This is a genomic window from Bacillus sp. MUM 116 (assembly GCF_001866655.1).
Classification (GTDB): domain Bacteria; phylum Bacillota; class Bacilli; order Bacillales; family Cytobacillaceae; genus Neobacillus.
In genome coordinates this window covers 14929-34335 of record NZ_MLYR01000078.1, presented here as the reverse complement: position 1 = coordinate 34335, position 19407 = coordinate 14929, and the positions used below count along the sequence as shown (strand labels likewise).

General features: G+C 40.1%; 16 protein-coding genes. 14 read left to right on the top strand and 2 right to left on the bottom strand.

The window, feature by feature from the left end:
- Nucleotides 1–111 precede the first annotated feature (111 nt).
- The 14 genes from BIV60_RS18315 (at nt 112) to BIV60_RS18250 (ending at nt 14339) form a co-directional block, all read left to right on the top strand.
- Complete coding sequence (locus BIV60_RS18315) at nt 112–1572, top strand: CoA-acylating methylmalonate-semialdehyde dehydrogenase (RefSeq protein ID WP_071357148.1); 1461 nt, start codon at nt 112–114, stop codon at nt 1570–1572.
- A gap of 96 nt (nt 1573–1668) precedes the next feature.
- A complete protein-coding gene (locus tag BIV60_RS18310) occupies nt 1669–3024 on the top strand; it encodes an aspartate aminotransferase family protein (protein WP_071357147.1) in 1356 nt (451 codons plus the stop codon).
- Between the two features lie 258 nt (nt 3025–3282).
- Nucleotides 3283–4245: a DNA-binding transcriptional repressor DeoR gene (locus tag BIV60_RS18305; protein WP_071357146.1), complete on the top strand. Its 963-nt coding sequence runs from the start codon at nt 3283–3285 to the stop codon at nt 4243–4245.
- Between the two features lie 155 nt (nt 4246–4400).
- Nucleotides 4401–4697, top strand: a complete 297-nt coding sequence (locus BIV60_RS18300) for a EutN/CcmL family microcompartment protein (protein ID WP_071357145.1) — start codon at nt 4401–4403, stop codon at nt 4695–4697.
- 320 nt (nt 4698–5017) lie between these two features.
- Nucleotides 5018–5296 carry a BMC domain-containing protein gene (locus tag BIV60_RS18295; protein WP_071357144.1) on the top strand — a complete coding sequence of 93 codons (279 nt, stop codon included), beginning with the start codon at nt 5018–5020 and terminating at the stop codon, nt 5294–5296.
- A gap of 127 nt (nt 5297–5423) precedes the next feature.
- A complete protein-coding gene (gene rpiB, locus BIV60_RS18290; RefSeq protein WP_071357143.1) occupies nt 5424–5879 on the top strand; it encodes a ribose 5-phosphate isomerase B in 456 nt (151 codons plus the stop codon).
- 15 nt (nt 5880–5894) lie between these two features.
- Nucleotides 5895–6179 carry a EutN/CcmL family microcompartment protein gene (locus BIV60_RS18285; RefSeq protein WP_071357142.1) on the top strand — a complete coding sequence of 95 codons (285 nt, stop codon included), beginning with the start codon at nt 5895–5897 and terminating at the stop codon, nt 6177–6179.
- Between the two features lie 3 nt (nt 6180–6182).
- Nucleotides 6183–6458: a BMC domain-containing protein gene (locus BIV60_RS18280; RefSeq protein ID WP_071357141.1), complete on the top strand. Its 276-nt coding sequence runs from the start codon at nt 6183–6185 to the stop codon at nt 6456–6458.
- Complete coding sequence (locus tag BIV60_RS18275; RefSeq protein WP_071357140.1) at nt 6458–6718, top strand: EutN/CcmL family microcompartment protein; 261 nt, start codon at nt 6458–6460, stop codon at nt 6716–6718. Before BIV60_RS18280 ends, BIV60_RS18275 begins: the two co-directional genes overlap by 1 nt.
- Before the next feature lie 177 nt (nt 6719–6895).
- Entirely contained in the window at nt 6896–7543 is a 648-nt protein-coding gene (deoC, locus tag BIV60_RS18270; RefSeq protein WP_071357158.1) for a deoxyribose-phosphate aldolase, read from the top strand.
- A 203-nt stretch (nt 7544–7746) separates the two neighbouring features.
- Nucleotides 7747–9051: an FAD-dependent oxidoreductase gene (locus BIV60_RS18265; RefSeq protein WP_071357139.1), complete on the top strand. Its 1305-nt coding sequence runs from the start codon at nt 7747–7749 to the stop codon at nt 9049–9051.
- 406 nt (nt 9052–9457) lie between these two features.
- A complete protein-coding gene (gene proB, locus BIV60_RS18260; protein WP_071357138.1) occupies nt 9458–10582 on the top strand; it encodes a glutamate 5-kinase in 1125 nt (374 codons plus the stop codon).
- Nucleotides 10579–11820, top strand: a complete 1242-nt coding sequence (locus tag BIV60_RS18255; protein WP_071357137.1) for a glutamate-5-semialdehyde dehydrogenase — start codon at nt 10579–10581, stop codon at nt 11818–11820. Before proB ends, BIV60_RS18255 begins: the two co-directional genes overlap by 4 nt.
- Before the next feature lie 239 nt (nt 11821–12059).
- Nucleotides 12060–14339 (top strand): ATP-dependent DNA helicase, encoded by a 2280-nt coding sequence (locus BIV60_RS18250; RefSeq protein ID WP_071357136.1) that lies wholly within the window; start codon nt 12060–12062, stop codon nt 14337–14339.
- A gap of 42 nt (nt 14340–14381) precedes the next feature.
- Here BIV60_RS18250 and BIV60_RS18245 read toward each other — a convergent pair whose 3' ends face one another.
- Nucleotides 14382–15608, bottom strand: a complete 1227-nt coding sequence (locus BIV60_RS18245) for an MFS transporter (RefSeq protein WP_071357135.1) — start codon at nt 15606–15608, stop codon at nt 14382–14384.
- Between the two features lie 178 nt (nt 15609–15786).
- Nucleotides 15787–19230 carry a pyruvate carboxylase gene (gene pyc, locus BIV60_RS18240; protein WP_071357157.1) on the bottom strand — a complete coding sequence of 1148 codons (3444 nt, stop codon included), beginning with the start codon at nt 19228–19230 and terminating at the stop codon, nt 15787–15789.
- Nucleotides 19231–19407: the final 177 nt, after the last annotated feature.

Sequence of the window (19407 nt, the reverse complement as noted above, 5' to 3'; positions counted from 1 at the left end):
CTTCCAATTTTACACTTTGTCTAATGAAAGCCTTTTAATAATGAGCGATAATTAACGCATAGGGATTTTTAATATTCATAAAATTTCAATTTAAAATAAGGAGGCCAAAACATGAGCGTAACCAAAAATGATACTGAAGTATTAAAAAATTATATTAACGGTGAGTGGGTCAGCTCTAACAGCGAACAAACTCTTGATGTTCCAAATCCAGCGACTGACGAAGTGATTGCCAAAGTTCCGGTTTCTACAAAGGAAGATGTTGCAAAAGCCGTTGCTGCAGCAAAAGAGGCATTTAAAACTTGGAAAAATGTCCCTGTTCCGAAAAGAGCAAGAATCCTTTTTAAATATCATACTCTTTTAACTGATCATCATGAAGAACTTGCCAGATTAATTACTTTGGAAAACGGCAAGGCCTACAAAGAAGCATATGGTGAGGTTCAGCGCGGAATTGAATGTGTGGAATTCGCTGCAGGTGCACCAACTTTAATGATGGGTGAATCGTTATCAGGGATTGCTGAAGATATTGATTCAGAAATGTTCCGTTATCCATTAGGAGTAGTTGGAGGAATCACTCCATTTAATTTCCCAATGATGGTACCGCTTTGGATGTTCCCGCTCGCAGTTGCCTGCGGTAATACATTTGTCTTAAAACCATCAGAACGTACTCCACTATTATCGAATAAATTAGTAGCATTATTTACTCAAGCAGGCGCACCTAAAGGGGTTTTAAATGTTGTACATGGTGCACATGATGTAGTGAATGGCTTACTCGAACATAAGGACATTGCCGCGATTTCGTTTGTTGGCTCACAGCCTGTTGCTAAATATGTTTATGAGCGTGCTGCTGCAGAAGGTAAGCGTGTCCAAGCCCTTTCAGGTGCAAAGAATCACCATATCGTGATGCCTGATGCCGATATAGATAAGGCTGTTCAAAATGTCATTAGTTCCACATTCGGAAGTGCAGGCCAGCGTTGTATGGCATGTAGTGCAGTTGTTGTTGTTGGTGACAATGCACCGTTTATTGTAGCATTAAAAGAAAAAGCAGATGAATTAATCATCGGGAACGGAATGGATGATGAGGTACTATTAACTCCAGTTATCCGTAAGGAACACCGTGAAAAGGTTCTCGGCTATATTGAAAAAGCCGTCGAAGAAGGTGCAGACCTTATCAGGGACGGGCGCAGGGAAATGGGCGAATTCCCGGAAGGCAATTTCTTGGGTCCAACTATTTTTGATCATGTTACTTCTGATATGACTATTGCGAAAGAAGAAATTTTTGGTCCGGTCCTAAGTCTCCTTCGAGCTAATGATTTAGATGAAGGATTGGATTATATCCGTAAATCGAGATTTGGAAACGGTGCAAGCATTTATACGAATAATGCAAAAGCTGTACGTCAATTCCGTGAAGAGGCAGAAGCAGGTATGCTTGGCATCAACGTTGGTGTTCCAGCGACAATGGCGTTCTTCCCATTCTCAGGATGGAAGGATTCCTTCTACGGGGATATGCATGTAAACGGAAAAGACGGAGTAAACTTCTATACTCGTAAAAAGATGATTACTTCCAGATTCTAATTTGAAAACTTTTACGTAAAGATCAGGGGCATTATTCTCTATGACCCTTGGTGATGAATAATATATTGTATAGTTACAAAAAGGAGTGAGCGTAGAATGGTTCAAACAAGCGGTTCTCAAGAAACATTACTCGAGCAGGATGATCGTTATCTTTGGCATGCGATGAAGCCTTATAATCCGAAAGCAACTATCGTGGCACAAAAGTGTGAAGGTTCTTGGATTACCGATACGGAAGGAAACCGCTATTTAGATGCCATGGCAGGTTTATGGTGTGTGAATGTTGGTTACGGAAGACAGGAACTAGCTGAAGCAGCCTATGAGCAATTAAAGGAAATGGCTTATTTTCCGCTTTCACAAAGTCACGTTCCAGCTATTAAACTGGCAGAAAAGCTTAATGAAATACTTGGGGATGAGTATGTTATCTTTTTCTCCAACAGCGGTTCAGAAGCAAATGAAACCGCATTCAAGATTGTCCGTCAATATCATCAGCAAAAGGGTGATTACAACCGTTATAAGATTGTTTCCCGCTACCGCGCTTACCATGGAAACTCAGGAGCAGCTCTAGCGGCAACTGGCCAGGCACAAAGAAAATACAAATACGAACCGCTTTCCGCAGGTTTTGTTCATATCGCTCCACCGGATTCATACCGAGATAATACAAATGTGTCAGATCCGCATGAGTTGCAATCCGTAAAGGATATTGATAAGGTGATGACTTGGGAACTGAGTGAAACGATTGCAGCAATGATTATGGAACCAATCATTACTGGCGGGGGAATTCTCGTTCCACCGGATGGATATATGAAGGCGGCGAAAGAAATCTGTGAAAAGCATGGTGCCCTCCTAATCGCGGATGAAGTTATTTGCGGATTTGGCCGGACCGGTAAGCCTTTTGGATTTATGAACTACGGCGTGAAGCCTGACATCATTACGATGGCAAAAGGAATTACAAGTGCCTATCTCCCATTGTCAGCAACAGCTGTTCGTAAAGAAATTTATGAAGCATTTAAAGGCACGGAGGAATATGATTATTTCCGCCATGTCAATACATTTGGCGGTAACCCGGCAGCTTGTGCCTTGGCACTGAAAAATCTCGAAATCATGGAAAACGAAAAATTGTTTGACCGTTCCCGTGATTTGGGAGCAAATCTCTTAAATGATTTAAGGAACTTGCTGCAAAATAATCCATATGTAGGGGATGTCCGCGGTAAAGGGCTTTTAATTGGGATTGAATTAGTGAAGGATAAGGAAACAAAAGAACCGCTGGATGTTGCGCTAGTGAATCAGGTTATAGCAGGCTGTAAAGAGAAGGGACTATTAATTGGCAAAAACGGTGCAACCGTTGCTGGCTACAATAACGTTTTAACCCTTTCACCACCATTAAATATTGAAGTGGAAGATTTGGAGTTTGTTGTAAAAACATTAACGGAAGCACTTAATAAACTGGTATAAGATGAGAGTTTGCACCCGTATTCCTTGGATTACGGGTGTTTTCTGTTGGGCAGACTTTTATAGACACTTACCATGTAATTGTAGGATTTTTTTCAATATCTTTCGATAATGTCGGAATTTTCCGATAGATTCAATTGACAGTAAAAAATGGTAAGTTATAATAAAATTAACAAAAGTTCAAAAAAAATTTCACATAATTTCAAAATTCATTTGAAATGTAAACGTTTTCTTTTTGAATAAATTAAAGGAGAATCACATATGGCGGATGAAAAAATTTCGCGCTTGGTGGAAGTCGCTAAAATGTATTATCAATTAGACTACAGCCAGCAGGATATTGCAATGAGACTAGGTATATCACGTCCCACCGTTTCCAGACTGCTAGTCCAAGCAAAACAAGAGGGCATTGTCCAAATTAAAATCTATAATCCAGAAGAAGATGTGGAACAAATTGCACAGCAAGTGATGGAAAAGTTTCGGCTTAAACACTGCGTTATTACCCCCGTAGCAAGCTTTGAGGATCCGTTAATAAAGGAAAAGCTGGGAGAGGCAGCAGCCAATTACCTTTATCAGATTGTTGAAAGTGGCGATACAATCGGAATAACATGGGGGACCACTTTATATCAACTAGTAAAAAAAATGCAGCCGAAGAATGTCAAGGATGTTACCATTGTCCAACTGAACGGTGGGGTTAGTTATTCAGAGTCCAATACGTATGCAGCTGAAATTGTTAATGGCTTGGCAAATGCTTTTAATACAACCCCTCATTTTTTACCAGTACCGGCGATTGTCGATTCGATTGTTGTCAAAGAGGCGATTGTGGCTGACCGGCATGTAAAAAAAGTACTGCAGCTTGGGAAAAAGGCCAATATTGCCATTTATACAGTTGGAGAACCGGGCGAGCAATCGACATTGATGCAAGCAGGCTATTTTTTCGACAGTGATATTGAAATCTTAAGGGAAAATAAGACGGTTGGAGATATTTGTTCCCGGTTTATTGATCGGAATGGTCGAATATGTAATGACAATTTGAATGATCGTACAGTCGGAATTGAACCCATGGATTTATCCGAAAAAAAATATGGGATTCTCCTAGCTGGCGGAGCATCCAAAATTGACGGTATTTACGGCGTTTTAACAGGCAGTTATGCCAATATCCTGATTACGGATCAATATACAGCAAAGGCATTACTCGAAATGGAGAGTGCTGACCGAAATAGATAAGGAAAAAATACTAGCGATTGTTGAGGAAGCTGTAAAAGCTTCCTTACAAACATCAAAATATGTACCTATTACTGCAAAAAGCAAGGTAACCCCTGTTACCATAAACCTCACTAAAGAATTTAACATCAAAATCAATCTTTGAAAGGGGTAAAGTAATGATCATTGGGAAAGTGGTCGGAACAATTGTGTCCACCACCAAAGCAGAGAAATTAGTCGGCAAAAAGCTCCTGATTGTCACACCACTCGATATCAAAACATTCAAAGAAGATAGTAAAACGCTTGTGGCGATTGATACAGTAGGATCGGGTGAAGGCGAGGTTGTCTTGGTTGTAAGTGGTAGTTCGGCTAGACAAACAGATATCACGAATGGTGTCCCGGTTGATGCAGCAATTGTGGGGATTGTCGATCAAATTGAAATAGAAGGGTCGCTAACTTTCGTCAAAGGAGGTTGATAGTTTTGCAGATTACCGAATACGATATTAAGAAAATGGTTGAGAAGTTCTCTTGCAACTAGGCTCTAAAACTGACAATGCTGAACCTGAAGATATTTTTCCTCTCGAATCCGATGTATTCATAGCCTTAACCATCGCCAGACCAACTGTTTAGGGATTTACCTCTGCCAAAACGTTTAATCAGCGCCGCTGTGTTTTAGTAGATGGATTAATAATTATCTAGTGTGGTGAAGTTGATTGCCAGATTTACAAGATGTGGGTAAAAAGAAACGACTAAAAAGAAAAAATCAAATTCAGCGGTCCAAATAGGAGGAATAAACATGAGTCAAGAAGCATTAGGAATGATCGAAACAAAGGGATTAATCGGTGCTATTGAGGCAGCGGATGCAATGGTGAAAGCTGCAAACGTAAGGTTAGTCGGAAGAGAATTTGTCGGAGCCGGTCTTGTTACAGTTATGGTTCGCGGGGATGTCGGTGCTGTAAAAGCTGCAACCGAAGCAGGAGCCGAGGCTGCACAGCGTGTTGGAACACTTCTTTCAGTACACGTGATTCCACGTCCAAACAGTGAGGTAGACGGAATGTTACCGAAAGCTGAATAAGGTGACTCAACCTGGAAGCACCGATTGTAAGCTATATTAAAAATCTTGTTAGATATGCATTTTGAACCTTCAAGTCCCAGTCGTTTGACGGAATCATTGATGTATTTGCTAAAGGAGAACATTAGGAATGAAAAAAGTTGCAATAGGCTGTGACCATGGTGGATACGAACTAAAGGAATCATTAAAAGAATATTTAACCGATTTAGACTATGAATATCTCGATTTTGGCTGCCATGCTAAAGAATCAGTTGATTACCCTGATATTGCTTTTTTAGTTGGTGAAACCGTTGCCACGAACCCAGACTATGTGGGCATTATGATTGATGGTGTCGGGATTGGCAGCGGTATGGTTTTGAATAAAATTCCCGGAATCCGTGCTGGAGTGTGCTGGGATTTATCCTCTGTGATCAATAGCCGTGAGCATAATAATGCCAATGTTCTCTCAATTGGCGGGCAATTTATCGGTGAAGGTCTTGCCAAGCAATTAGTGAAGGCATGGCTTGAGACAGACTTCGCCGGTGGCCGTCATGATCGTCGAGTAACGAAAATCATGGAGATAGAAAGTCGCTTCTTAGGACGTTAGAAAGAGGTTTTTAATATGTTCGTAGCCAGAGTGATTGGGAATTTAATCTGCACCCATAAAAATGATAATTTAAGAGGTTTAAAACTGATGATTGTACAGCCAGTTGACGAAGGGTTGAATGATAAAGGAAAACCACTTGTGGCTATCGATACTATAGGACAGTCCGGTGTGGGAGACCTCGTTTACCTGGCAAAAAGTAAGGAGTCTTCCATCCCGCTTGGAAAAGATTTAATCCCTTCGGATGCAGGGATAATGGGAATGATTGAATTTTACAATGTGGAAAAGCGAATGGAGGAATAATAGATGAGCAACGCATTAGGTATGATTGAAACAAAAGGTTTAGTCGGGGCAATTGAGGCTGCAGACGCGATGACGAAAGCCGCAAATGTATCATTATTAGGAAAAGTGCAGGTTGGCGGCGGTTTGGTTACGGTAATGGTTCGCGGTGATGTAGGTGCCGTTAAAGCGGCAACCGAAGCCGGTGCTGATGCAGCACAACGCGTAGGCGAGTTTTTATCCGTGCATGTAATCCCACGTCCACACTCGGATATTGAAAAAATCCTTCCAGCTGCAAAATAATGAAACTGGCAAAAGTCATTGGGAATGTCGTTTCAACGATTAAAACACCCAGTCATCAAAATAAGAAGCTCATGGTCGTTATACCGGTGGATGCATATGGAAAAGAGTGCGGTGATGCAATGATTGCAATTGATCATTTTCAGGCTGGGGTTGGCGATTATGTTCTTGTCATTGAAGAAGGCGGGTCGGCACGGGAGATTTTAGGAGACCCAAAGGGAGCCTTTGATGCTGTGATCGCCGGAATCGTTGATCGATTATAATAAGATGGGGTGAGCACGATGCAAATTGAAGCATTAGTCGAACAAATTACCAATCAAATATTACAACAATTAACCAATAAGGGAGAATTAAAAGAAGCGAAACCCGTCATTTCAGGGAATGTTAGCAATAATGAAGGTTCCGCATCATCCATTATCACGGGACCTGCTGTAGCCAGGATGATTGATCATACTCTATTAAAACCGGAAAGTACGAAGGAACAAATTATTAAGCTATGTAATGAAGCAAAAGAGCATCATTTTGCTACTGTTTGTGTGAATCCGTATTGGGTATCAACGGCAGCCGCGGAATTGAAAGGATCTGGGGTTGGAGTCACTACGGTTGTCGGATTCCCGTTCGGTGCAACAAGCACGTTTGTAAAAGTCGCTGAGGCACGTGATGCGATTGCGAACGGGGCAACGGAGATTGACATGGTTATCAATATCGGAGCACTGAAATCAGGCGAGTTTGAAACCGTGAAAAAGGATATTGAAAGCGTCGTTTTAGCCGCAAAAGGCCATGCTCCGGTAAAAGTAATAATCGAAACCGGTCTTCTTGAGACGGAAGAGAAGAAAAAAGCTTGTATTCTAGCAAAAATGGCGGGGGCTGATTTTGTAAAAACTTCTACTGGTTTTGGACCGGGATGTGCAACGGCTGAAGATATTAAGCTGATGCGTGAGACGGTTGGGCCGGAAATGGGTGTGAAAGCCTCTGCCTGCGTAAGAGATTTAGATACGGCGAGAACGCTGATTCAAGCAGGTGCAACCAGAATTGGTGCAAGCTCAAGTATTGCGATTATTACGGGCGGTCAAGGTACCGGGTACTAACTTTTGAGAGTTTCTTTTAAGGGATTGCGATTGGGGATGTGTCGATTTAATAGATTTAAGTAAGAGCTCTTGGTTTTGGCCGGGGGCTTTTATTTTAAAGGCAGATTGGCAAATAAATAGGCTTAAGTGGAAAATAAAATTAACCTTTTAAAATACCACCTTGATTAAAATAAACATATAAATACCTTCTGCGGAGGTCATAAATGAACAAAGACATAAAAGCGATCATCATTGGCGGGGGAATGGCAGGTAAACTCGTTGCCGCGGCACTTGCTCCCCATTTTACAAATGTACAAATACTAGAAAAAGATGAAAAACCAAATCAGAAAAAAGAGATCCGTCCTGGTGTTTCACAAGCCCATCAAATTCATGTCTTACTTCAAGCTGGAGACCAGGCTATGGAGATTTTATTCCCCGGCTTTAAAGAGGATATGATTTCTCGTGGCTCAATTAAAATTGATTCCGTCCAGGAAATGGCTTGGTTTCATTATGGAGTTTGGAAGCAGCGTTACAGCACTGAATTAACCACATTGCTTCAAACAAGGCCATTACTGGAGTCCTATGTGGAAGAAAGAATCAATCTGCTTGAAAATGTTACCTATACATACGGAGTTAAAGTGGAAAACATTCTAATGCAAAAAAACCGAGTATGTGGTGTTTTAACGAAACAAGAAACATTTACAGCCGATATCATCATTGACACAAGTGGTGCCGGCTTATTATCGAAATCGTGTATACAAAAAATGGGTAAGAACATATCAGAGGAAAAAGTTGAAATTGGGCTTTGCTATGCAACGAGACAATTTGAATTAGCGGAAAGAGAAAGAGATTTTAAACTGAAGCTTATTTATCCTGAACCCCCAAAACAAAAATTGGGCGGTACTTTATCAATAGTCGAGAATCAAAAATATATTGTCACTTTAATAGGCTACTTGAATCAAATTGACACAAAGGAAATAAAAACCGAAGAAGGATTCTTGCAATACGCAGAAAAATTGGCTTTACCTGATTTGGCACAAGAATTAAAAGACGGTAAATCCTTAACTGAAACGAAAACCTATCAAATTCCCCATATTGTCTGGAGAAGGTTTGATCATGTAGACCTTCCGGAAGGACTGCTAGTCGCAGGTGATTCTTTTTGTCGGGTTGACCCCGTATTCGGGCAGGGGATGAGTGTCGCAGCCTTGGAAGCACTGGCAATCAGGGAGTTTTTCGAAGCATCTCCAAAACAGAAGAACCTAAATATATTACAGAAGAAATTAGCAAAAATCGTTGCTCCAGTCTGGTCCATGGTTCTTTGCGAGGATTTTCGCTATGAAAAAGTAAAGGGGAAGAAACCGTTTGGACTGAAATTTCAGCAATGGTATGTAAAAAAAATTTTTTTGCTCTCCGCAAAAAACAGAAAAATTTACGATGATTTAATAAAAGTTATGAATTTGCTTAGTCCACCAACGATTCTCTTTAAGCCATATATTTTCAAGGAAGTTTTTAAAAGAACAACAAATTAAAATTTTCAAAAAACAGTCTTGACAAATTGTGATTTCATTTGGATAATATCTAATAAATCTTGAAATCGGAAAAGTATGGGACTAGTAAATTTTTGGAACGTGTTAGAGAGTGAAACCCGATGGCTGAAAGGTTTCTCACGGAAAGATAGTTGAACCTACCCCTAAATAACTGCTTATGTAAACATAAGTCGTATCCCTCGTTACGGGCTTTGAGTTGGGTGCTTGGCACCAATAAAGGTGGTACCGCGGAAACGATTTTTCCGTCCTTTTCTAAGGGCGGAAGAATCGTTTTTTTTATTTGGCTGTGTTAAAGGACATTTTGATTTTTTAACCCTGTTGATTGGAGCGGAAATCAACAAACAAGTTTAACACAGCCTTTTATTTTAAAAAGGAGGGTCTAACAGGTATGAAAAAACAACTAGTCGTTGTGAAAATCGGAAGCAGTTCGTTAACTGATGCTTCCGGGGTCATTTCAAAAGAAAAAATGTACGATCATGTACATGCATTGGCCCTATTAAAAGAACAAGGCCATGACGTGATTCTTATATCATCGGGAGCCGTTGCGGCTGGATTTTCCTCACTCGGATATCCGGTCCGTCCGAAAAATACAGCAGGAAAACAGGCTTCTGCTGCTGTCGGGCAAGGGTTATTAATGCAGAATTATCATTTACTATTTCAAGAGTTAAAGATAATCCCAGCACAAATTCTCATCACTCGTGAAGATTTTTACAGCCAAGAACGGTTCCACAATCTTTTTTCAACCATCCATGAACTACTGCAAAGAGGTGCTGTGCCAATCATCAATGAAAATGATTCGGTTTCCATTGAGGAATTAACATTTGGTGACAATGACATGTTATCAGCGCTGGTCAGCGGATTTTTACATGCAAATGCTTTAATGATTTTAACCGATGTTGATGGTCTATATGACGGGAATCCGAAGCAATCAAAGGATGCCAAAAAATATCATTTTATTGCGGAAGTCTCAGATGAACTTCTTGGAGTGGCAGGTGATTCTGGATCATCAGTGGGAACAGGCGGAATGAAATCAAAACTGCTGGCCGCGAAAAAAGCCCTTTCCCTCGGAGTCAGTGTATTTGTAGGAACTGGCAAAGGAAAAGAGAAGCTTGTCGATATTTTAGAAGGAAAAGGCAATGGAACCTATATTGGCGGTCCTTTCCAAACGCAAATGCAAATGAGAAAGCAGTGGATTGCTTATCATTCACCTGTCAGCGGTGCGATTGAAATCGATGAAGGAGCAGAAAAAGCTATTGTACAACTTGGAAAAAGCCTTCTTCCTGTTGGTGTGACTAAGGTGATAGGTAAATTTAACCCCTTTGATGTTGTCATTGTCCGAAACGCTAAAGGGAAAACCATCGGTAAAGGGCAAATCTATTATTCTTCTGAAGTTTTACAAAAAGTAAAAGGATTATCTGGTGATTATTCGAAGAATTTTTCTATTAATCAAAGGGCGGAAGTTATCCATCGTGATAATTGGGTGGCGATTTTAAAGGAGGAAGCGGAAGTATGAGTGAACTAATTGAAAAAGCAATCAAACTAAAAAATGCAGCAAAAGTCTTAGGGGGGCTGTCGTCTGAGGATAAAAACGCTTCTTTGGGGAGAATGGCGGACTGTTTACTAAACGAAAAAGATTGGATTTTAGAAGAGAATGCAAAAGATATCGAAGCTGGTCGCAAAAAAGGTCTTTCAGAATCATTATTGGACCGCTTGCTTTTGACAAGAGATCGCATTGACGGGATTGTGGATGGGATTCGTCAGCTAATAGAGTTAGAGGATCCGATTGGAGAAACGATTGAATCATGGGAGCGCCCAAACGGCTTGCAGATTAGGACCGTTCGGGTGCCGCTTGGTGTCGTCGGTATGGTATATGAAGCAAGACCTAACGTGACGGTTGATGCTGGAAGTCTATGTTTAAAAGCAGGAAATGCCGTGTTGTTACGGGGAAGTTCTTCTGCACTGAATTCTAATAAAGCTCTAGTTGAAGTCATGCAAAGGGCACTTGCTGGTTCCAAAATTCCGTCAGATGCGGTGCAGTTGTTGGAGGACACAAGCAGAGAAATGGCTGCACAAATGTTCAAGCTAAATCAATATCTTGATGTACTGATTCCACGCGGAGGGGCTGGATTAATTCAATCGGTCATTCATAATGCAACCGTTCCTGTCCTTGAAACGGGCGTAGGCAACTGCCATGTGTTGGTTGATGAAACGGCACAAGAAAAAATGGCAGTAGAGATTGCAGTAAATGCCAAGCTGCACCGCCCATCTGTTTGCAATGCGGCAGAATCGCTGTTGATACATGAAAAATGGCCATTTGTTTCCGAGCTTTTGAACGTTTTACATGAAAAGGGTGTTGAATTACGTGGAGATGAGCGTTTATGCGGCGAATATTCGTTTGTCAAAGAGGCTGTAGATGTGGATTGGGGAACTGAATTTTTAGCGCCTGTTTTGGCCATAAAATTGGTCAAGGATGTGGCAGAAGCAATCGACCATATTGATCGGTATGGAACAAAGCATTCAGAAGCAATCATTAGCGAAAACACTGAAAATGTTGGATTATTTTTCAAACAAGTGGATGCAGCTGTTTTGTACCATAATGCTTCGACTCGTTTTACCGATGGGGAACAGTTTGGTTACGGTGCGGAAATAGGTATCAGTACACAAAAACTGCATGCTCGCGGTCCGATGGGACTGAAGGCTATAACGACAACGAAAGCGTTGGTATTGGGAACGGGCCAAGTTCGTGTTTAAAAATGAGTACTTGGAAGATAATTTTTTGATTCGCAAATAAACTGGTCCAATATGCAAATAAATTGTTGTAATTCGCAAATAAATTGGTTCTATTCGCAAATAAACTACTATACTAAGCTAGAAAATTGCATTTTTACACAAAAAATGCAGCTTCTGCCGGGATGAAACTAGTTGAACATATCAAAATTTGCTATAATCAATACAAACATACATTCCCTAATCGGTAAGCTGGTGATTTTTTGTCGTATGAAGTTCAAATTTCAGTGCGTTCCTTAGTTGAATACGTTTTTAGTAGCGGAAGTATCGATAACCGTTTTCGATCCCAAACCACTCTATTAGATGGAACAAGAGCCCATCAAAAAATCCAGAAAACCTATCAAGAGGAAGATCAAAAGGAAGTGTATCTGCGCGCGGAATACCCTTTTGAAAACCTACTATTCATCATTGATGGCAGATGTGATGGGCTTTTGTTCCGCGATGATGAAGTCATTATAGACGAAATTAAGTCTTCTAAACAGCCGTTGGTCCAAATCGCAGGGGATGGCTATCCCGTCCACTGGGCACAAGCGAAAATGTATGCTTATATCTATGCAAAAGATCGTGGCTTACAGGAAATATCCGTTCAATTAACTTATGTCCATGTTGAATCCGAAGCGAAAAGATATTTTAAAAAGAAATTAAGTTTATCTATACTTGAGACATTTGTGAGAGAGCTCGTAAAGGGCTTTGCTCCTTATGCAATACTCTGTCATGACCATTTAAACAAACGAAATCAAAGCAGCAAGGAATTACCTTTCCCATTTGAAACTTATCGCGAAGGCCAGCGGAAATTGGCCGGTGCTGTCTATAAAACAATTTCTGAGAAGAAAACTTTATTTGTAAATGCACCAACAGGAATTGGGAAAACCATTTCAACACTTTTCCCAGCCATAAAAGCAATTGGCGAAGGACATCTATCAAAGTTTTTTTATCTGACAGCTAAGACAACTACACAAACAACAGCAGAAGAAGCATTAGAGCGTATGCGAAACTGTGGTGCCTGTATCAAGTCGGTTACGATAACGGCAAAAGACAAGGTGTGTTTTAAGGATGAAACTAATTGTCAAAAGGATTATTGTGAATTTGCGGGTGGATTCTATGATCGAATTAATGATGCCGTTCTTGATATCCTAGCAAATGAGGAAAGTCTGACTCGGGAGGTCATCGAATTCTACGCCCGAAAGCATTCAGTTTGTCCATTTGAATTTTCAATTGACCTTGCCTATGCCGTTGATGTCATTATTTGCGATTACAATTATATTTTTGACCCGCGTGTCTCTCTAAAACGCCTTTTTGAAGAACAGAAAAAGGTAACGGGGTTACTAATCGATGAAGCCCATAACCTAGTAGATCGTGGCCGAGAAATGTTCTCTGCCACCATCAGTAAAGAATCCTTTCTCCAGCTGAAGAAAGAATTCAAAGGTAAAGACAAAGCGATTTATGATGCAGTAACAAAAATAAATTCAACATTTATTATTTTAAAAAAGGATTACCCTGATCAAAATGAGTTCGTCATAAAGGAATTGGATTCACAATTTATTGAACAGCTTCATCTATTTGAAAAAGCTGCCGAGCAAGCTCTTTTACTTTCCATTGGCAGCCAAACTTTATTGGAAACTTACTTTAAGATTCTTAATTTCTTAAAAATCGTTGAATTACTGGACGAACATTATTTGATTTATGGTGAAAAAAATAGAAATGATCTTTCCGTCAAATTATTTTGTATAGACCCGTCGAAGCTATTAAAACAGATGGGAAAGGGGTATCGCTCAAAAGTATTTTTCTCTGCAACGCTATTGCCAATGCCTTATTATCAGGATATCCTCGGTGGCGGGGAGGACGACTATTGCCTTTCGCTTCCATCGCCATTTTCAGAGGAACAGGTCGATGTTTTCATAAAACCTTTGTCAACCAGATATCGTGATCGCGATCAGACTAAGGAGACCATTGTAAAGATGCTTCAATCATTGCTCAATAAACGGCCGGGCAACTATCTGATTTTTTTCCCGTCCTATCAGTACATGCTTGCAGTCTATGAACGATTTAATGAAATGAACGAAGAAACAAAGACACTTCTCCAAACTACTGGAATGAATGAAGCAGAAAGAGATGCTTTCCTAGGGGCATTTCAGCCAAATCAACAGGCAACTATAATCGGCTTTGCTGTTTTAGGCGGAGTTTTTTCCGAAGGTGTCGATTTAATAGGGGACCGTTTGAATGGTGTAGTGGTGTTAGGAGTGGGGCTTCCGCAATTATGTTTTGAGAGAAATCAGATGATGGAGCATTTTTCTAATAAAAAGAAGAACGGTTATGAATACGCCTACTTGTTTCCCGGTATGAACAAGGTATTGCAGGCTGGCGGCAGGTTAATTCGTTCTGAGGAAGATCATGGAACGATTGTTCTTATCGATGACCGTTTTTTACAGCGGCAGTACCAAGTGCTTTTACCAAAAGAATGGAGGAAATTTACGGTTATTTAAGACAATGAAAACGGGCAAAACCAATAGGATTTGCCCGCTATTTTAGTTGCTTTTTATTAACTTTTTATGAGAAGATACCCTTAATTTATTTTTTCCTGTATTCCCCAAACGAATGGATACCACTATCGAAATCAATGCAAGGGCGATAATCATGGTGACTACTCCCGGCCAGCCGAAATCACTATAAAATATCCCGCTTACAGTTCCACCAATACTTGAACCGGCATAATAGAAAAATAAATATAATGATGCTGCCTGTGCTTTATCATGAGTAGCCACTTTTCCAACCCATCCGCTTGCAATTGAATGACCGGCAAAAAAGCCAAAAGTAAAAACAGCGATTCCTAAAATCTTTACCCATAAATTGGCATTTAAGGTGATACAGACCCCGATTAATAAAATAAACAGAGATAACTGTAAAATTTTTCTTTTACCATGTTGATCAGCCAGCATTCCCATCCACGTTGAACTAAAGGTTCCAACGATATATACGATAAAAATAAATCCAACCAAGGTTTGACTCAATGAATAGGGCGGTTTGATTAACTGAAAACCAATATAGTTATATAAAGAAACAAAACCTCCCATTAATAAAAATCCAATAATAAATAGATAAATGAGGCCGGGTTCTTTAAATTGGCTAAACAATGATTTAACGAGTGGTTTCATGGCAAATTTCTGCGGCTCAAAATGAGTCGATTTAGGTAAAAACAACATAAAAACAGCACTTGCCAGTAAACTAATGATTCCAATCCCTATTAAAGCAATATGCCAACTAAAATAATCTGTTAAAACTCCGCTGATAATCCTGCCTGCCATCCCGCCGATGGAGTTCCCGCTGATGTATAAACCCATCGCCATCCCTAAACTTTTTGGTTCGATTTCTTCACCCAAATATGCCATTGCCACGGCAGGTAACCCGGCAAGCGAAATTCCTTGGATGATTCTGCTTAAGAGCAATAAATGAAAATTTGGAGTAAATGCAGTTATGAGTGCAAGAATCGACGATGCAATTAAAGAGATTGTCATAACCGATTTACGGCCAAATACCTCGGATAAAGACCCGGCGATTAAGAGACTAATGGATAAAGCAATTGTTGTTGCTGACAGACTTAAACTTGAAACCGCTGGAGAAACGTGGAATTCTCTTGAAATATCCGGTAGTAATGGCTGCGTGCCCCAAAGAATGGCAAAGGTGCTAAAGCCACCAGCAAATAAGGATAAATTAACCATTTTAAATCTGCGTGTCCCACGTTGAATATAACTCATTTCTAATTGATACTCCTTTATTTTAAATAAATACTTAGCTTTGTATAAAACAGTATACTCTCTTTTTTAATTAACTTCTAATTGTTAATATGCATAAAATTCATGCATATAAGTTATTAATTATATTGAGTGCAAAAAAAAAATCTCCTATCGATGTGATAGGAGATTTTTTCCGAGCTTAATTTGATAATTCTATCAATAAATCACCAGGCTCAATGGTATCATTATTATTTATATAAATTTCTTTAAGCGTACCGCTAAATGGTGCTTGAATGGTTGTTTCCATTTTCATGGCCTCCGTAATCATGAGATGATCACCTTTTGAAACAGTTTGGCCCTTTTCAACAAGAAGTTTCAGCACCGTTCCTGGCATAGATGCACCGATCTGGCTTTGGTTACCGGGATCTGCTTTTAATCTTGCTTGCACAGTCGTTTTAATATTTTCGTCTTTAATTAGTACCTCGCGCGTTTGACCATTTAATTCAAAATAAAGCACACGTGTTCCATCCGCTCTCGCTTCGCCAATGGAAACGAGTTTGACAATAAGGGTTTTCCCTTTTTCAATTTCTACCTCGATTTGTTCTCCTAAACGCATTCCGTATAAGAATGTTGGCGTATCAAGAACGGAAATATCTCCGTATGTTTCGACCGTTTGATGGTATTCCATGAACACCTTTGGATATAGGGCATAGGCAATCACATCATGGCTTGTGACAGGGCGGTTTAATGAACGGTAAAGGGTTTCTTTAATTTCCTGAAAGTCCACAGGTTCCAGGAGTTCACCAGGGCGAACTTTTATAGATTCCTTGTCTTTTAAAATAATGCGTTGAAGTTCAAGTGGAAAACCCCCGTGTGGCTGTCCCAGATAACCTTCAAATAATTCGACAACCGAGTCCGGAAAATCAAGTGTCGCACCGCGTTCAAAAATATCTTTTTCCGACAAATTGTTTTGTACCATATAAAGAGCCATATCTCCAACAACCTTTGAAGATGGTGTTACTTTTACAATATCTCCAAACATCTGATTTACGCATGAATACATTTCTTTCACTTGTTCCCAGCGATCGCCTAAACCTACCGCTTTTGCTTGTTGTTGCAGGTTACTGTATTGACCGCCTGGCATTTCATGAACATATACTTCAGTATGTGGAGCATTCATGCCACTTTCAAAATCGGCGTAATAATGGCGGACATCTTCCCAGTATTGGGAAATTTGTTCTAAACCATGAATATCCATGAGCGGTTTCCGGTTATGCCCGTCTAAAGCATAGTAAAGGGCGCTAGCACTTGGCTGTGATGTTAATCCAGCCATTGAGCTTGCAGCTACATCAACAATATCAACACCTGCTTCGATTGCCTTTGCGTATGTGAAAATACCATTGCCGCTTGTATCATGGGTGTGTAAATGAATCGGAATTTCAACAGTTTCTTTTAAGGCAGAAATTAAGTCATATGCTGCCTGGGGTTTTAACAAACCAGCCATATCCTTAATTCCTAAAATATGCGCTCCGGACTGTTCCAGTTCTTTAGCCAGATTTTTATAGTATTGTAAATCATATTTTCTTCTTGACGGATCGAGGATATCACCTGTATAACACATAGCTGCTTCTGCGATTTTCCCATTTTCCCGTACAGAATCAATAGCAAGTTCCATACCCTTTACCCAATTAAGACTGTCAAAAATGCGGAAGACATCAATTCCTGCCTGCGCAGACTTTTTTACAAATTCCTTGATTACGTTGTCCGGATAATTTTTATAACCAACTGCGTTGGATGCACGAAGAAGCATTTGGAATAGTGTATTCGGCATTGCTTGACGCAGTTTCAATAGGCGGAACCACGGATCCTCCTTTAAAAAACGGTAGGATACATCAAATGTTGCACCACCCCACATTTCAACTGAAAATAAATTCGGAAGTAGTCGGGCAGTTGGTTCGGCAATTCGCATTAAATCGCTCGTACGCACTCGAGTAGCCAACAATGATTGATGGGCATCACGGAATGTTGTATCGGTCAATAATACTTGATTTTGTTCTTTAATCCAGTTCATAACTCCAACAGGACCTTTTTCATCAAGAATTTGTTTCGTTCCATTTGGAAACGGTTCAGATTGACTTACTTTTGGCAATCTTGGATTATCAAAAAGGGGCTTTTTCTTTTTAGCCACTCCCGGAAAACCATTTACCGTCACGTTTCCAATATAGGAAAGCATTTTTGTCCCACGGTCTTTGCGTTTTGGGAAAACAAACAGCTCCGGTATTGAATCGATAAACGATGTGTCATAGTCACCTTTGAGGAATTTCTCGTGCTGCACCACTTTTTCAAGGAATGGAATGTTGGTTTGGATTCCTCGGATCCGGAATTCTCTTAAATTTCGAACCATTTTCGCGGCAGCTTGATCAAAGGTTAATGCCCATGTTGTTACTTTTACAAGAAGGGAGTCATAATAAGGGGTAATGACCGCACCCTGAAAGGCATTACCTGCGTCCAAACGTACCCCAAACCCTCCGCCTGAACGGTAGGCCATTATCCTTCCCGTATCGGGCATAAAATTGTTCAACGGATCTTCTGTCGTTACTCGTGATTGAATCGCAAACCCATGCACTTGAATATCTTCTTGCTTTGGAATTCCCACTTCTTTACTATGTAATGAAAACCCTTCTGCAATTAATATTTGTGATTGAACAATATCAATACCAGTAATCATTTCGGTTATCGTATGTTCAACCTGTACCCGCGGATTAACTTCAATAAAATAGAATTCTTTATCTGTCACAAGAAACTCTACTGTTCCAGCGTTTAGGTAGGAAACGTTTTTCATTAAATGAACAGCTGCTTCACATATAACTTGGCGCAAGTCTTCAGGTAATGAAACGCTTGGCGCAACTTCGACCACTTTTTGGTGGCGGCGTTGTACAGAACAATCTCGTTCATATAAATGAACGATTTTTCCATCATGGTCACCTAATATCTGTACCTCAATATGTTTGGGGTTTTCCACAAATTTTTCGATATAGACTTCATCGTTTCCAAACGCTGCTTTTGCCTCGGATTTTGCCCGATCATACGATTCTTTTAAGCTGCCTTCATCTCGTACAATCCGCATTCCTCGACCCCCGCCGCCAAGAGATGCCTTAATCATGAGAGGATATCCGTGCAGATCTCCAAACACTCTAGCTTCCTCTATGCTGGAAATTGGTCCGTCACTTCCGGGAATAACCGGAATATTGGCTTGAATTGCTTGGTGGCGTGCCTTCACTTTATCGCCGAACATTTGTAAATGATCCGATTTAGGTCCAATGAAAATGATACCTTCGTCTTCACAACGTTTCGCAAATTCTACATTTTCTGACAAAAAACCATAGCCTGGGTGAATAGCGTCAACCTCATGTGTCTTGGCAATTTCGATTATTCCTTCAATATCAAGGTAGGCCTCAATTGGCTTTTTTCCTTCCCCGACTAAATAGGCTTCATCTGCTTTATACCGATGAAAAGAACCGGTATCCTCTTTTGAGTAAATTGCAACTGTTCGGATATCTAACTCAGTACAAGCCCGAAAAATCCGAATAGCAATTTCCCCACGGTTTGCTACTAAAACTTTTTTAATTTTTTTTGTTGTCAGACTCAAAGACGATCAGTCCTTTCATATTTACAAAATAATTAGAATTAATCTAATCCTATAATAAATTAATAATTCTAACATCGTATTGTACCCATTGTAGCATGCTTGAACATGGAAATTCATACATATTTTAGATTATATTAATCTTGTTATTTGATTGTTTAGTTGAAAAAGCAG